Raw genomic sequence first — 14,871 nt, 5'->3', positions numbered from 1 at the left:
AAACGTGGGAGTCGTTATATCGCATCTGCCCCCCGATGTCAGTGGACAGCCGCACCGAGCCGCCTCATCGGAAAGCCCGAGGGTGCCGGCCCCGATACTCGCCCCCACTCGTCGCCGATCGGCGACATCGGCACCACAGGCCTCAGTAGGCCTCCAGACGTTGAATATCCCGCACCAGACGACGCACCTCGGCGTCCTCGCCCTTCACCAGCGCCTCGAAGAACGCCCTCTCGAGCTCACTGCCGGCTCGCTCCAGGCGATGCCCGTAGAGATCCTGCAGGGTACGGTGCAGGGTCAGCGCCGTGGACAGCAGCGCCTCGACATCATCGCCATCGTCTCCGCCGGGAAGCCGCTCGAGCACCGGCGCATGAGGAAACGCCTCGGGGTCGTCGAACCAGGTGTCGAGCACCCCGCGATGCTCGCTGTCCTCGGCGAAGTAGGACTCGAGCTCGTGCTGCATGCGACGCTCGTGTTCGGCAAGATAGTCCAGCGCCATCCGTCGCCGTTCGCCGACACCTTCCTGGGCAGCCCATTGGGCATAGGCCTCATCGAGGCGAGCGTGATAGTCCGCCGCCCAACGCACCAACTCTCTAACCTGATGAAAGCGCATGATCCGTCCTCCCGGAGACACGACCGTCGCGGGCGCCACTTTGTCTATCCCGCTGCTGATATCCTAGTCGACACGGCCCGGATGGCGGCTTGACGCACGTCATTCGAGCACGCGGATCCGATGCAACGGAATGGAGGAGGCGCCATTTGATCGAGCCGATGCTGGACTCGGACCACCTGCTGGTGGCGAGCACGACCTTGGTGGTGGTCGCGGCCTGCGTACTGCTGCACTTCGAGGCCTCGAGCGTGCTCAGCCGGATGATGCGCCGCACCTCGCCATCCCGAAGGCGGCGCTTCCTGGGACTGATGTACGGCCTGCTTGCCGCTCATGTGCTGGAGATATGGCTGTTCGGCCTGGCGGCCTGGTGGCTGACGGCTGCCACGGCGGGAACCGTGGCCGGCACGACGCCCATGGAGAATGGGCTGGACTACGTCTATCTCTCGGCGATCACCTTCACCACGCTCGGCTACGGCGACGTCTTCCCCGAGGGGCCGCTGCGCTTCCTGATGGGCACCGAATCCCTGACCGGTTTCATGCTGATCACCTGGTCGGCCTCACTGACCTTCCTGGAAATGCAGCGGCACTGGAACGACCGCGGCTAGACGCTAGCAGAGTCCCACGTCTCGCCGCGGCCGCCGTTACCACTCTTCACTGGTCTGGCGCAGTTCGCCGATCTCGCGCTTGGCGGCCGCCAGGCAGTCGCGCAGCTCGTCCCCCAGGGCGGCGGCACTGCCCACGGCGATGATGCCCTGGGCCGCCCCCGTGGCGCGACGTGCGACGCCATCACTGGTATGCAGGGCCTCGAGACGGGCGATCAGCCGCGCGAGCCAGCTGTCCGGCCGCTGGGCCAGGCTGCGCAGCCGCCCTAACTCGGCGAGCGGTTCGCCCTCCGGCGCCAGCAGCTCGCGCCAGTCGTGACGCTCGAGGCGGGCATGCTCGGTCACTTCACGCAGCAGCGACTCCAGCGCCAGCTCGAGCATCGCCAGCGCCCCTTCCTCGCCGGCCATGCGGCGCGCCTCGGCGTGCTCGTCATCGCCGGCGGGCGTCGCCAGCAGCAGCTCGGCCTGATAGAGCAGCTGATTGGTACGGGCTCTCGGGGTCACTTGCGCTTGTCCTCCACCTGCCACTTGCCATCATCGAAGGTGGCCTTCCAGCCGGTGGCCTTGCCGTTGTCCTCGGTCATCAGGAACTGCGCCTTGGCCTTGCGCGAGAAGCGGATCTGGGCCGGGCGACCGTCCGGGTCCGCATCGGGCGCATCGAGCAGGTAGCGATACTTGTCCGGCAGCTCGTCGGCGTGGGCCTTGAGCTCGATCACCAGCGGCGGACGGGTCTCGCGGTTCTTGGGGAACTTGCTGGCCGCCAGGAACAGGCCGCTGGCGCCGTCGCGCAGCACATAGTGGTCCTCGACCTTCTGGCAGGCCAGCTCCGGCATCGGGATGGGGTCCATCTTGGGCGGCGCGACCTCACCGTTCTTGAGCAGCTTGCGGGTGTTCTTGCAGCTCTCGCTGGTGCAGCCGAAGTACTTGCCGAAGCGCCCGGACTTGAGCTGCATCTCGCTGCCGCACTTGTCGCACTCGATGGTCGGGCCCTCGTAGCCCTTGATGCGGAACTTGCCCTGCTCGACCTCGTAGCCGTCGCAGTCCGGGCTGTTGCCGCAGACGTGCAGCTTGCGATCCTCGTCGATCAGGTAGCTGTCCATCGCCGTGCCGCACTTGGGGCAGCGGTGCTTGGCACGCAGCGCATCGGTCTCGGCGTCCTCGCCGGCGTCGGCGGCCACCGCCTCGTCGCCGGGCAGCAGGTCGATGGTGGTCTTGCAGCGTTCCTTGGGCGGCAGGTTGTAGCCGGAGCAGCCCAGGAACACGCCCGTCGAGGCGGTGCGGATCTGCATCTTGCGCCCGCAGCTCGGGCAGTCGATGTCGGTGGGCACCGGCTGGTTGGGGCGCATGCCTTCCTCGCTCTGAGCCTCGTCGAGCTCCTCGCGGAACTCGGCGTAGAAGGCATCGAGCAGCTCGCGCCAGCGGCGCTCGCCCTCGGCCACCTCGTCGAGACTGTCCTCCATGCGCGCGGTGAAGGAGTAGTCCATCAGATCCGGGAACGACTCCTTGAGCCGCTCGGTGACGATGTCGCCGAGCTTTTCGGCATAGAAGCGCCGATTCTCCAGGGTCACGTAGCCACGGTCCTGTATGGTCGAGATGATCGCCGCGTAGGTGGACGGTCGGCCGATGCCCTTCTTCTCCAGCTCCTTGACCAGGCTGGCTTCGGTGTAGCGAGCCGGCGGCTTGGTGAAGTGCTGCTGCGGATCCAGCGACTCGAGGGTCAGCGCCGCGCCCTCGGCGAGATCGGGCAGCGACTGGTCCTCGTCCTTGCGCCCCATGGGCTTCATCACGCGGGTGTAGCCGTCGAACTTCAGCACCCGGCCCTTGGCCTTGAGCTCGTAGCCGTCTGCGGCCACGGTCAGGGTGGTCGAGAGATACTCGGCCGGCGTCATCTGGCAGGCCACGAACTGACGCCAGATCAGCTCGTAGAGGCGCTCGGCGTCGCGCTCCATGCCGGCCAGGTCGGTGGCGCGGCGGGTCACCTCGGAGGGGCGGATCGCCTCGTGGGCCTCCTGGGCGCCCTCCTTGCTGGTGTAGCGGTTGGGCGCCTCGGGCAGATAGCGCTCGCCGTACTCCTCGCCAATGAAGTCGCGCACGCCGTCCACCGCCTCACGGGAGAGGTTGGTGGAGTCGGTCCGCATGTAGGTGATGTAGCCGGCCTCGTAGAGGCGCTGGGCCAGCGTCATGGTCTTCTTCACCGAGAAGCCCAGGCGACCGCTGGCGGCCTGCTGCAGGGTCGAGGTGATGAAGGGCGCATTGGGCTTGGAGCGGGTCGGCTTGTCCTCGCGAGAGGTGATGGCCAGCGACGCCTTCCTGAGCCCCTCGATGCGTTCCAGGGTCTCGGCCTCGGAGGTCGGACGGAAGGCCTTGCCGTCCTGGCGCGCCAGTTCGAAGCGCACCGGCTCGGCCGAGGCGTCGTCGGCCGGCTTGAGGTCGGCGTGGACGTCCCAGAACTCCTCGGGCACGAAGGCGCGGATCTCGCGCTCGCGCTCGACGATAAGGCGCATGGCCACCGACTGCACGCGGCCGGCGGACAGCCCGCGGGCGATCTTGGCCCACAGCAGCGGCGAGAGCATGAAGCCCACCACGCGATCCAGGAAGCGCCGTGCCTGCTGGGCCTCGACTCGCGGCATGTTGAGCTGACCGGGGTCCTCGAAGGCCTCGTGGATGGCGTTCTTGGTGATCTCGTTGAACACCACGCGACGATAGCGCGACTCGTCGCCGCCGATGGTCTCGCGAAGGTGCCAGGCGATGGCTTCCCCCTCGCGATCGAGATCGGTGGCGAGATAGACGGTATCGGCCTTCTCGGCGAGCTTCTGCAGCTCGGCAACCACCTTCTCCTTGCCGGGCAGGATCTCGTAGTTGGCTTCCCAGTCGTGCTCGGGGTCGATCCCCATGCGCCGAATCAGCTGCTCGTGGGACTTGCGCTGGCGATATTCGGCTTTCTCCTCGGCGGACATCTTGCGCGTCGCCGCGGCCTGCCGGGCACGCTCCTTGGGGTCCGAGGCCGCCTTGCCCGAGCCGCTGGTCGGGAGGTCACGAATGTGCCCCACGCTCGACTTCACGATGAACTCGTTGCCGAGATACTTGTTGATCGTCTTCGCCTTGGCCGGCGACTCGACGATGACCAGAGACTTGCCCATAGTGCTCCAAACGTCAGTAGGCGCGGGAATCCCCGCGTCGAACGGAATCGGGTCACCCGTTGGCGGGTGAAAAATGCGCTTACCCTACCCCAGCGCCAGCCGACACGCCAGTCACGGGATCGCCGGGCCTTTGACCCTAGACGTCCGCCTCCGGCTCGGCAAGCGCCACCCCAAACGCAGGCGCCCCCGCCGGCAAACCGGCAGGGGCGCAAAGCCAGGACGGATGAGCCTCAGTCGTCGGACGGAGGCGACTTGCGTCGCCGCGCGGCGGCCTGACGCGTGCCGCTGCGGCGCGTCCCGCTCTTGGCCGGCGATTCCTCGGCCTTGGCGGACGCCTCTGACGAAGCGGTCTTGGACGCCGTAGCCGCCTTGCTCGGAGCGCTCTTGGCCGTGGCATCCCTGGCCGGAGCGGCCTTCCTGGCGGCCGGGCCCGTCTTCGGCGCTTCAGGCGTTTCGGCGACCTGGGTCGACGCCGATGGCGCAGGAGCATCAGAGGCCGAAGACGCTTCCGACTGAGCGGCGGCCGGCTTGGCCGACCCGGACGTTCCGCCTTCCCCGGGCGTGTCGTCGGGCGAGGACGATGGCGCCGGAGCCTCGGGCCGGGCGCTCTCGAACAGCGTACGAATGCGTGCGAAGCGCCTGGCGGCACGCTCGCTCAGCTCACCGCTGGCCGCCAGCACGTGATCGATGTGCTCCAGATGCGCGTCGATCTCGTCGGCCGCGAGCCCTTCCAGCAGCGTCGGAATCGCCTCCAGCGCCAGCTCGCGGTCCTGCTCGAGGATGAAGAACTGCTCGCGCACCAGGTGCTTGAAGTCGGCCAGCCGGGCATCCGGCTCCAGCTCGGCACGCGAGGCCCGCAGGCGCTGGAAGTTGCGCCCGTCGGTGGCGGGCGCCCCGCCCAGCACGTAGATCACCGAGCGCATCACCGCCTCGTGGCTGCCGCCTTCCGCCACCTTCTCGTGCATCGCCTGCCGGCGCTGCTGCACGAAGCGACGCTGCTCCGGCTCGGCGCCCGGATGACGTCTGACCGGCGCGTCGCCGCCGAGGCCGACCAGCACCTGCAACAGCGGCTGGCCGTAGACATCCTGGAACCAGCGCTCGAGGCTGCGGTCACGCAGCTCGCGCCAGGCCTCCAGGGCATGGGTGATCTGGCTCGACACCACGCCCTCGAGGGCGCGAAAGACGTTGTCCTCGCCAACTTCGTGACGATCGCGGCGGACCCGGTCGGCCAGCACCGGCACCGGCACCATCAGCGGGTTGCGATCGGAGAGCAGTCGGTAGCCCATCCGGTTGGGATGCATGCGACGCATCCAGTGGGCGGACTCGGGCGTGGCCAGCGCCTTCACCCAGGGCTGGAGGAAGGTCCGGTAAAGGCCCTGATGGATCTCGGAGACCCGAGCCACGGTGGCGAAGCGTCGCTCGTCGTCGTCCCGGTGCTGAATCTCCCGATCCAGTTCCGCCACGCTGCGCGGCTGGAACTCGAGCAGGTAGTCGCGCTCGATGAGCTCCGCATCGGGACGATCCTCGGCCCGCGAGATCGCGGTCTCGTAGAGCCCCGGCGGCAGCACGTCGATGTAATCCATGTTGGCGGTGAACTCGGCGTGCTCCTTGCGCGACACGCTGCCCGACACGAAGATGCCCAGATGCCCGGTGGTGTCGTGCACGCAGTAGACGATGGTCTGGTCGTTGGCGACCAGGTCGTCGGTGTCTTCGTAGAGATCCTGTACCCAGCCGAGCGCCTGGGGCGGCGGCGTGATGTCGTCTCCCCGCGAGCAGAACACCACCACCGGCGAGCGCAGGTTGCGCAGGTCGATGCGCCGGCCGTCGGCGGTCACCATCTGAGCGGTGGAGAGGCGATTGCCGACGAACAGGTTGTCGACGATGTACTGGATCTCCTGGCCGCCCAGCACCACATGGCCGCCCCACCAGCGCTCGAAGTCCAGGTAGCGCTCGGCCTCGGTATCGACGCGGGAATACAGGTGGTACTGCTTGCTCCACCAGGTATTGGCCGGGTTCAGTCGTTCGAAGTTCTGCACCAGCCAGGCGCCGTCGAACAGACCGTCGCCCAGGTCACTGAGCAGGGAGGTCACCCAGCTGCCGCCGGTCATCCCGCCGGTGTAGCGCATCGGCGCCTGACCGCGGTGGCCGGCCCAGTAGGACAGTGGCGCCCCGGCGATCAGGATCGGCCCGAACACCTCGGGCTCCAGCGCCGCGGCCATCATGATCTGCCAGCCGGCCTGGCAGTTACCGACCACCATCGGCTTCTCGGCGGTATCCGTATGCAGCGAGATCACGTGACGCAGGAAGGCCACCTCGGCGTCGACCACGTCCTCGACCGTCTGGCCGGGTTCGGGGTAAGGCAAAAAGCCGATGAAATAGCAGGGATGGCCGGCACGCAGCGCGACGCCGAGCTCGCTGTCCGGCTTGAAACCGCCGATCCCCGGCCCGTGGCCGGCCCTCGGGTCGACGACCACGAAAGGCCGCATCAGGGGATCGGTCTCCACCCCCTCGGGGGGCAGGACCCGCATCAGCTCGTAGTTGACCGGGCGCGGCAGATCGCGCCCGTCCACCAGCACGTCGGCGTCGAAGCCGAGCACGTTGGGCTTGGTCTTCTCGATGTGTTCCAGGTACTGGTTGCCACGCTCGCGCATGACATCCAGGTAGAGCGTGCTGCGCTCCAGGCCGTCGCGCCAGTAGTCGAAGGCCGCACGGCCGAAGCCGAAGGGGTCCATCCAGGACGCCAGGGCGGGAGGCAGGGTCGTCATGAGGGGCATCATCGTATCGGCACTCCATGGGTCGCCATGGGGGGAAAGGCGGACACGCCTCCAGCGCCGAACCGCCTTTGCTGCAATGCAATATAACCCAGACATCGCCACGACGCGAGACCAGACTCAGTCATCGGCCAGGCGCTTCCGCGCCTCGTCCTCTCCCAGCAGGGCCGACAGCGCCCGCCGCGTCCGCCCGTGAAGATCCCCGGGGCGCCGCCCCCAGACCACCAGCCGCGAGGCATGACCGGGACCGGCGCTGTCCAGACGAACGCCGGGGCCGCCGTCGAGACGCGCGCCCTCGGGCAGGGTCAGACGCCACAGCCGGGCATGCCCCCGGGCGCGCAGGCCACTCTGGCGCTCGCCCAGCCGCTCGCCACTCCAAAGGCGCCACTGGGTCAGCAGCGGGTCGAGGCCGAACAGCGACTCGTCGAGGGCTTCCTCACCGTTCGGCCCGGGCGCCAGGGCATCGAAGCCCACCGCATTGTCGACCACGCGAAACCTCGCCTCGACCAGCCCCGTCGCCCCGAGCGCCGCCACGCCCTGCCCGGCCAGCCGGCCGAGGTAGGCGCTTCGCTCGGGCGTCAGCCAGGCCAGCGGCGCCAGCGACGAACCGTCCGGCAGCGTCTGACGCGGCGCCAGATGCACCACCCGGCCCGCGCCGTCGGCCAGCAGCGAGACGCGCACCTGGGGCCCCGTGGCCTCGACCGGGGCCAGCGGCAATCCGGCCTCCTGCATCAGGCGTCGCATGGTCCCCTCGTCGGTCATGGCGGCGAGCAGCGTCTTGCTCTGCCCGAGAAAGCGCAGTCCGGCCTCGCGGCAGGCGGTGGCCATCCGCCATTGATACGAGGGCGGCGTTTCGCCGGGATGCAGGGCATCACAGCCGAGCTCTCGCGCCCTGGCCACCAGCCCCTCGGGCTCACCCTCGGCGCTGTAGGTCGTGATGCCCAGCTCCCGGGCGGCCTGACGCAGCCGCAGGGCCGCGACGCCATCGCCCACGATCAGCGGCCGGCGAGGAAGGGGGTGCGAAGAGATCATGAGCGGTTTCCACTGGCGGAAGTCGACGGGGCCGAGCGAGCGGCGAACGGGAGGCGCCGAATGTCGGACATTACCGGCGGGCAGGCTCGAGATGCTAGCATGAACGGGCACCCCGCCGGACGCTCCCGCGCCGCCGCAACGGATGATCCATGACCACGCCCAAGCTGCTCAACCGCCTGACCTTCCGCCAGCTCCAGGTATTCCGCGCCGTCTACGAACGCCAGTCCTACTCCCGGGCGGCCGAGACCCTGGGCCTGACCCAGCCGGCGGTCAGCGCCCAGGTGCGCCAGCTCGAGCAGGCCCTCGGCCATCCACTGTTCAAGTATGCCGGCCGCACCCTGCACGCCCTGCCCGCCGCCGATGCCCTGGCCGCCTCGACCCAGGCCATCTTCGGCCAGATCTCGCGGCTGCAGATGAGCCTCTCCGATCTGGAGGGCACCATCACCGGCGAACTCAACCTGGCGGCGGTCTCCACCGCCCAGTACGTGGTGCCCCACCTGCTGGCGCGCTTTCGCGCCCACTATCCCAACGTCCAGATCCGCCTGCGGGTGTGCAACCGCAGCCAGGCCCTGGAGCGACTGGCCGAGCGCCGCGACGACCTGGTGATCATGGCCCGGGTGCCGGACGACGACGCCCTGGAGTTCATGCCGATCCTCGACAACGAGATGATCCCGGTGGTGTGGCCGGGCCATCCGCTGCTCGACGCACGGCAACCGACGCTCGAGGACCTCGCACGCCACTACCTCTTGATGCGCGAACCCGGCTCCGGCGTGCGCGGCGCCCTGGAGGAGCTCGCCGCCGACCAGGACGTGCGCCTCAACCACGCCATCGAGATGGGCACCAACGAGGCGGTCAAGCAGGGCGTGATGTCCCAGCTCGGGGTGGCCGTGCTGCCACGCCTGGCGGTGCGCCTGGAACTCGAGGCCGGGCTGCTGGCGACCCTCGACCTGCCCGGCTTCCCGCTGCGACATTCCTGGTGCACCGTCTACCACCGGGAGCGCTTCCCCACGCCGGTCACCGAGCTGTTCCTGCGCTTCGTGCGGCGTCATCTGGACGAATGGCAGCACCATTTCGACGCCGGTCCCGCGCCCCTGCCCAGCCACGGCGTGGCCTGCCTGCCCAGTGCCCTCTCCTGAGGCGCCTGTCCAGCCGGACAGCAAATATGGTAGTTTAAGCACCCAAAGATTCCGGATAGACAGATCCTAGACAGCACCACCGGCCGCCCGAGGGCGAGACGCGCGGCGACCGGCCGCCGAGTGGAGAAACGCCAGCTCATGAGCGACAACACCAGCAAGTCAGTGTCCAGCGGCGAGAAATACCGCAACGAACACGGCGCCACGGCCATCAAGGATGGCATGAAGGCGCGCCAGCAGGCCGAAGAGAGCCCCGAACTGGGCCGCAAGCCCAAGTGGCTGCGGGCCCAGATCCCCGGCGGCGAGCGCTTCGACGCCGTGAAGAAGAACGTGGCCGAGCATCGGCTGAGCACGGTCTGCGCCGAGTCCCACTGCCCCAACATGGGCGAGTGCTGGAGCAACGGCACCGCCACCATCATGCTGATGGGCTCGGTGTGCACCCGGGCCTGCCGCTTCTGTGCCGTCGACACCGGCAACCCCAAGGGCTGGCTGGACACCGAGGAACCCGAGAACACCGCCAAGTCGGTGGAGCTGATGGGCCTGCGCTACATCGTGCTCACCTCGGTGGACCGCGACGACCTGCCCGATGGCGGCGCCGGCCACTATGCCGACTGCATCCGCGCCATCAAGGCCCGCACCCCCGAGGTCGCAGTGGAGGCCCTGACGCCGGACTTCGACGGCGCGCCCAGCGCCATCGAGAAGGTGGTGGACGCCGGCCTCGAGGTGTTCGCCCAGAACGTCGAGACCGTGGAACGCCTGACCCACCGCGTGCGCGACCCCCGCGCCGGCTACCGCAAGACCCTCGAGGTGCTGGCCCACGCCAAGCGCCATCGCCCGGACGTGATCACCAAGACCAGCCTGATGGTCGGCCTCGGCGAGACCGAGGAAGAGATCATGCAGACCTTCGACGACCTGCGCGAGATCGGCGTCGACATCGTCACCCTCGGCCAGTACCTGCGTCCGACCCGCAACCACCTGCCGGTGGAGCGCTGGGTCACCCCCGAGGAGTTCGAGCACTATCGCCAGAAGGGCCTCGAGAAGGGCTTCATGGAAGTGCCGTCCGGCCCGCTGGTGCGCTCCAGCTACCGCGCCGACCGGGTGTTCGAGAACAACAACCTGGGCCTGGAGCTCGCCTCCCCCGCCGAGGTGCCGGGCCAGCAGGCCGATCCGAACATCATCCCCGCCCGTAACGTCAGCTGACGCAACGCGCAGGCGCCGACATGAAAAAGCCCGAGGCAGACGCCTCGGGCTTTTTCGTTGCGCATCGGCTGGCCTGGACCTCATCCGAGCATCCGGCCGGGCAATGCCCTACTCTTCCACCGGCACCAGCTCTCGATCCAGCTCACGGGCCAGACAGGCGGCGAGCGCTTCGCCGACATCCGCCACCGACGGCGCGTCATCCACCAGATCGGCCACCCGGGTCATCGCCAGGCCGGCGTAGCCGCAGGGATTGATGCGACCGAAGGGCGACAGATCGCCGTCGACGTTCAGGGCGATGCCGTGGAAGCTCGCCCCACGCCGGATTCGCAGGCCCAGCGAGGCGATCTTGGCCTCGCCCACGTAGACACCGGGGGCGTCCGGACGGGCATGGGCCTCGATGCCGTACCCGGCCAGCAGCGCGACGGCGGCATTCTCCAGCGCGCTGACCAGCTCGCGCACGCCGATGCCGGCGCGTCGCACGTCCAGCAGCGGATAGAGCACCACCTGGCCGGGGCCATGATAGGTGACCTGGCCGCCGCGATCGGTCTGCACCACCGGGATATCGCCGGGCATCAGCAGATGCTCGGGCTTGCCGGCACGCCCCTGGGTGAACACCGGGTCGTGCTCGACCAGCCACATCTGGTCCGGTGTCTCGGCGTCGCGGGTATCGGTCAGCTCGCTCATCGCCCGCCATACCGGCTCGTAGGGTTGCCGGCCGAGGCGATGCAGCGTCAGAGACACCATCTCAGAGCACCATGTGCACGCGCTCACAGGCCTTGAGCTCGGCGAACAGGGCCTGGAGCTGAGCCTCGCCGGTGGCGCGCAGGGTGATGCGCACCGAGACGAAACGCCCGTTGCGGCTCGGCACGACCTGGATGGCGTTGGCATCGAATTCGGGATCGTGGCGGGTCACCACCTGGCACACCACCGCGGTGAAGTCCTCGGCGGCGTCGCCCACGACCTTGACCGGGTAGTCGCAGGGGAATTCGATCCTGGGGGGTTCACCACCGCCGGAAGCGGTGGTGCTGGGCTGGCGCAGGTCGCGCAGGGTCTTGTTGCTCATCCGTCAACCGTCCGAAAGCATGTCGACCCTTCATTCTACGCGACCCACGCCCGGCCACCAAGGCGACCCCGCTCAGTCGAATAAGCCGCCCACCAGGTTGATGAAGAAGCGCTGCACCTTGTCGAACAGGCGCTTGAAGAAGCCACCCTCCTCGACCGGCTCCAGGGCCAGCAGCGGGCGCTGCCCCACCACCTCGTCGCCGAGGCGCACTTCCATGGTGCCCACCTGCTCGCCGGCGGCGATCGGCGCGGTGATGTCGGAGCGAATATCCAGCTTGGCAGTCAGCTCCTGGTCGCGATTGCGGGGCACGGTCATGTGCACGTCCTCGTCCACGCCGACCTTGAGCTCGTTGCGATCGCCACCCCACACCCGCGGGGTGTTGAGCACGGCTCCCTGATCATAGAGCTTGAGCGTCTCGTAGTAGCGGAAACCGTAGCTGAGCAGCTTCTGGGACTCCTGGGCCCGCGCCTCTTTGGAGTCGGTGCCCATCACCACCGAGATCAGGCGCATGTCGTCGCGCTCGGCGGACGCTACCAGGCAGTAGCCCGCGGCCTCGGTCCAGCCGGTTTTCAGGCCGTCGACGCTGGCATCCCGCCACAGCAGCAGGTTGCGGTTCGGCTGCTCGATCCCGCCGTAGGTAAAGTGCTTCTGCTCGTACATCCGGTAGTGGTCCGGATAGTCGTTGATGATGTGCTGAGCCAGGATCGACAGGTCACGGGCCGAGGAATAGTGGTTGTCGTGGGGCAGCCCGGTGGGATTCTCGTAGTGAGTGTTGGTCATCCCCAGCTGCACGGCGTGCTGGTTCATGAGATCGGCGAAGGGCTCGGTACCGCCGGCCAGGTACTCGGCCATGGCCACGCTGGCGTCGTTGCCGGAGACGATGACGATGCCGTGCAGAAGCTCGCTGACAGGCACCCGATCGCCGACCTCGACGAACATCTTCGAGCCCCCGGTGCGCCAGGCCTTCTCGCTGATCGGCACCATGTCGTCCGGCGAGATGTTGTCGCTCTCGAGTTCGCGCTCGACCAGGTAGGCGGTCATCAGCTTGGTCAGGCTGGCCGGCGGCAGGCGCTCGTCGGGATTGTGCTGCGCCAGCACGCGACCGCTGTCGGCGTCCATGAGGATCCAGGAGCTGGCCGCCAGCCGCGGCGGCGACGGAATCACCGACCGCGGGATCGCGGCGGTATCGGGCTGAGGCATCTGCGCCAGCAGCGGCGAGGACACCAGCGACAGGCAGATCAACAGAATCGGCAGCAGCCGACGTAGCATGATGTAGCTCAGGGGTTTCATGAAGGACAGTCTCTTCGGGAACATCGGTAAGATTCGGGGCCGACTCAGTCGGCCCTGGTATCGACGACAAAGGCCTCGTCGAAACCGGCCCGGCGCAACTCGCCGCGCACCGGGTCGATCTGGGTTCGGCCGGCCAGCGGGCCGACCTGAACGCGATGCAGGCCGGCCTCGGAGGCCACCCGCACCGGCTTTGACAGCGCATCCTGCAGCCGGACCTTGAGCTCGCGAGCGCCCTCGGCAGAGCCCAGCGCCGCGACCTGCAGATAGACGGCGTCCTCAGACGCCGGGGCGCGGGCCGGGGCCGCGTCGACGGGCTCGGTCGGCACCGAGGCCTCGACGGACGCCACGGCCCGAGCATCATCGGCACCGCCCCCGTGCTCGGCCTGCCAGGCCACGGGGTCGATCGCCTCGACCCGCACGCGGCCGGTACCGTGATCGAGGATGTCGAGGCGCGCCGCCGCGGCATAGGAGAGATCGATCTCGCGCTCGCTGTGGAAGGGACCACGATCGTTGACGCGCACGATCACCGAGCGGCCGTTGTCGAGGTTGGTGACCCTCGCGAAGCTCGGCAGCGGCAGCGAGCGATGAGCGGCGCTCATCTTGTACATGTCGTAGATCTCGCCGTTGGACGTGGCATAGCCCTGGAACTTCTCGCCGTACCAGGACGCGGTGCCTCGGCGCTCATAGCCGGTGGCGTCGTCCAGCACGTGATAGGTCTTGCCCCACACCTCGTAGGTCGAACGATTGCCGGCCCGGGAGCGTGGCTCGACGCGCGGCACCGCATCCGGCACCTGGCTGACGTCGGGCGGCTCCTCGGGATAGGCGTCGCTGCTCATGGCGTAGCGCCCACCGTCGTCGGCGGCGCCGTCGTCGACGCTCGCCTGCCCGGACGGCGCCGGCGCGGTACCGCCGCCACCGGCACAGCCGGTCAACACCAGCGTGGCCAGCAGCGGCATCCACCAGGCCTTCATGGGCGTTCCTCCGGGTCGGCGGCGGTCGCGGTGAACCAGTCGGCCTGGCGCCCTTCCGCCTCGGCGATGGCCTCGGCCAGCTCGGTGGCCGCCATGGCATAGAGATAGCTGTGGTTATAGCGAGTGATGACGTAGAAATTGTCGCGACCGAAACGGTAGCGCAGGCTGCCGTCTTCCATCTCCAGCGCCAGCGGCACCACCTGGGTGTCGGCGGCCAGCGCCGCCTCGCTCTCGATGCCCGCCGCGGCCAGCTCGCCAACGCTCACGCTCGGCGGCCGTGCGGCGTTGAAGGTGATGCCATCGGGGCGCGCGCTCGGTCCCTCGGCCTCGTGGTAGATCGGCGCCCCCGGCTGCCAGCGGTGCTCGGCGAAGTAGTTGGCGATGCTGCCGATGGCATCCACGGGATTGGTCCAGAGGTTGCGATGGCCGTCGCCGTCGAAGTCCACCGCATAGGCGCGATAGCTGGTGGGGATGAACTGCGGGTAGCCCATGGCGCCGGCATAGGAGCCCTCGATACTGGCCGGATCGACCTCCTGGCGATAGGTGATCTCGAGGAAGGCAGCGAGCTCGCCGCGGAAGAAGTCGCCTCGCCGCGGGTGGTTGAAGGCCAGGGTCGACAGCGAGTCGAGCACCCGATGATCGCCGGTGATCCGGCCGTATCGGGTCTCGACGCCAAGGATTGCGGCGATCATCTCCGGCGGCACGCCGTACTCGGCCTCGGCGCGTTCGAAGGCTTCGCGATGGGCGTCGATGAAGGCCACGCCCTGCTGGATGCGCTCCTCGCCGAGGAAGATATCGCGATAGTCGTGCCACACCATGCGATGCTCGGCGGCGCCGGACATGGCGTCGAGCACTTCCTGGCGGAACTCGGCGCGGCCCATGGCCCGCTCGACCCAGTCGCGGTCGATGCCGCGCTCGGCCACTTCATCCACCAGTGCCCGGACCTTGCCCTGCTGCGGATCGAAATCCGCCGCCGAAACGCCGGCGGACAAGCCCGCCAGCAGGCCGCCGAGGGCCAGGCCCAACCAGCGGCGTCCGTGTCGCGACATCGTCACCGTCATG

13 protein-coding genes are annotated in these 14,871 nt (G+C 68.5%); 3 read left to right on the top strand and 10 right to left on the bottom strand.

Features of this window, described 5'->3' with window-relative positions; translation table 11 throughout:
- Nucleotides 1-142 precede the first annotated feature (142 nt).
- Nucleotides 143-610, bottom strand: coding sequence for a 2-hydroxyacyl-CoA dehydratase (locus QWG60_RS06980; protein ID WP_246124635.1), 468 nt, complete (start codon nt 608-610; stop codon nt 143-145).
- Between the two features lie 146 nt (nt 611-756).
- On the opposite strand from QWG60_RS06980, the gene QWG60_RS06975 reads away from it, so the two are divergent.
- Nucleotides 757-1,212 (top strand): ion channel, encoded by a 456-nt coding sequence (locus QWG60_RS06975; protein ID WP_107182061.1) that lies wholly within the window; start codon nt 757-759, stop codon nt 1,210-1,212.
- A 36-nt stretch (nt 1,213-1,248) separates the two neighbouring features.
- Here the strand turns inward: QWG60_RS06975 and QWG60_RS06970 are convergent, their stop codons facing one another.
- The 4 genes from QWG60_RS06970 to QWG60_RS06955 form a co-directional block, all read right to left on the bottom strand.
- On the bottom strand, nt 1,249-1,713 hold the full coding sequence (locus QWG60_RS06970; RefSeq protein ID WP_046080192.1) for a DUF6586 family protein: 465 nt from the start codon (nt 1,711-1,713) through the stop codon (nt 1,249-1,251).
- Entirely contained in the window at nt 1,710-4,349 is a 2,640-nt protein-coding gene (gene topA, locus QWG60_RS06965; RefSeq protein ID WP_035596172.1) for a type I DNA topoisomerase, read from the bottom strand. Before topA ends, QWG60_RS06970 begins: the two co-directional genes overlap by 4 nt.
- 230 nt (nt 4,350-4,579) lie before the next feature.
- Complete coding sequence (locus QWG60_RS06960) at nt 4,580-7,126, bottom strand: DUF3141 domain-containing protein (protein ID WP_107182063.1); 2,547 nt, start codon at nt 7,124-7,126, stop codon at nt 4,580-4,582.
- Between the two features lie 114 nt (nt 7,127-7,240).
- Complete coding sequence (locus QWG60_RS06955) at nt 7,241-8,152, bottom strand: acetyl-CoA carboxylase biotin carboxylase subunit family protein (protein WP_046080190.1); 912 nt, start codon at nt 8,150-8,152, stop codon at nt 7,241-7,243.
- Between the two features lie 149 nt (nt 8,153-8,301).
- Here QWG60_RS06955 and QWG60_RS06950 point away from each other — a divergent pair, with 149 nt between their 5' ends.
- Nucleotides 8,302-9,288, top strand: coding sequence for a LysR family transcriptional regulator (locus tag QWG60_RS06950; RefSeq protein WP_146907958.1), 987 nt, complete (start codon nt 8,302-8,304; stop codon nt 9,286-9,288).
- Between the two features lie 138 nt (nt 9,289-9,426).
- Nucleotides 9,427-10,485, top strand: a complete 1,059-nt coding sequence (lipA, locus tag QWG60_RS06945; RefSeq protein WP_146907956.1) for a lipoyl synthase — start codon at nt 9,427-9,429, stop codon at nt 10,483-10,485.
- A 108-nt stretch (nt 10,486-10,593) separates the two neighbouring features.
- Here the strand turns inward: lipA and lipB are convergent, their stop codons facing one another.
- The 5 genes from lipB to mltB form a co-directional block, all read right to left on the bottom strand.
- Nucleotides 10,594-11,229: a lipoyl(octanoyl) transferase LipB gene (lipB, locus tag QWG60_RS06940; RefSeq protein WP_146907954.1), complete on the bottom strand. Its 636-nt coding sequence runs from the start codon at nt 11,227-11,229 to the stop codon at nt 10,594-10,596.
- Nucleotide 11,230: 1 nt separating this feature from the next.
- Nucleotides 11,231-11,548 carry an HP0495 family protein gene (locus QWG60_RS06935; protein WP_035596183.1) on the bottom strand — a complete coding sequence of 106 codons (318 nt, stop codon included), beginning with the start codon at nt 11,546-11,548 and terminating at the stop codon, nt 11,231-11,233.
- Between the two features lie 72 nt (nt 11,549-11,620).
- Entirely contained in the window at nt 11,621-12,817 is a 1,197-nt protein-coding gene (locus QWG60_RS06930) for a D-alanyl-D-alanine carboxypeptidase family protein (protein WP_379826024.1), read from the bottom strand.
- A gap of 65 nt (nt 12,818-12,882) precedes the next feature.
- The gene (locus QWG60_RS06925; RefSeq protein WP_046080187.1) at nt 12,883-13,809 is read right to left on the bottom strand and encodes a septal ring lytic transglycosylase RlpA family protein; all 927 of its coding nucleotides are present in this window, start codon (nt 13,807-13,809) and stop codon (nt 12,883-12,885) included.
- Entirely contained in the window at nt 13,806-14,870 is a 1,065-nt protein-coding gene (mltB, locus tag QWG60_RS06920; RefSeq protein WP_046080186.1) for a lytic murein transglycosylase B, read from the bottom strand. Before mltB ends, QWG60_RS06925 begins: the two co-directional genes overlap by 4 nt.
- Nucleotide 14,871: the final 1 nt, after the last annotated feature.

This window comes from Halomonas halophila (genome assembly GCF_030406665.1).
GTDB classification, from domain to species: Bacteria; Pseudomonadota; Gammaproteobacteria; order Pseudomonadales; family Halomonadaceae; genus Halomonas; species Halomonas halophila.
The sequence above is the reverse complement of the archived record's forward strand: the minus strand, read 5'-3'. Positions and strand labels throughout refer to the sequence as shown.

Excerpts from the sequence above, each read along its gene's own strand:
- QWG60_RS06980 (WP_246124635.1), bottom strand. The coding sequence starts at position 610 with ATGCGCTTTCATCAGGTTAGAGAGTTGGTGCGTTGGGCGGCGGACTAT.
- topA (WP_035596172.1), bottom strand. The coding sequence starts at position 4,349 with ATGGGCAAGTCTCTGGTCATCGTCGAGTCGCCGGCCAAGGCGAAGACG.
- QWG60_RS06960 (WP_107182063.1), bottom strand. The coding sequence starts at position 7,126 with ATGATGCCCCTCATGACGACCCTGCCTCCCGCCCTGGCGTCCTGGATG.
- QWG60_RS06955 (WP_046080190.1), bottom strand. The coding sequence starts at position 8,152 with ATGATCTCTTCGCACCCCCTTCCTCGCCGGCCGCTGATCGTGGGCGAT.
- QWG60_RS06950 (WP_146907958.1), top strand. The coding sequence starts at position 8,302 with ATGACCACGCCCAAGCTGCTCAACCGCCTGACCTTCCGCCAGCTCCAG.
- lipA (WP_146907956.1), top strand. The coding sequence starts at position 9,427 with ATGAGCGACAACACCAGCAAGTCAGTGTCCAGCGGCGAGAAATACCGC.
- lipB (WP_146907954.1), bottom strand. The coding sequence starts at position 11,229 with ATGGTGTCTCTGACGCTGCATCGCCTCGGCCGGCAACCCTACGAGCCG.
- QWG60_RS06935 (WP_035596183.1), bottom strand. The coding sequence starts at position 11,548 with ATGAGCAACAAGACCCTGCGCGACCTGCGCCAGCCCAGCACCACCGCT.
- QWG60_RS06930 (WP_379826024.1), bottom strand. The coding sequence starts at position 12,817 with ATGCTACGTCGGCTGCTGCCGATTCTGTTGATCTGCCTGTCGCTGGTG.
- QWG60_RS06925 (WP_046080187.1), bottom strand. The coding sequence starts at position 13,809 with ATGAAGGCCTGGTGGATGCCGCTGCTGGCCACGCTGGTGTTGACCGGC.
- mltB (WP_046080186.1), bottom strand. The coding sequence starts at position 14,870 with ATGACGGTGACGATGTCGCGACACGGACGCCGCTGGTTGGGCCTGGCC.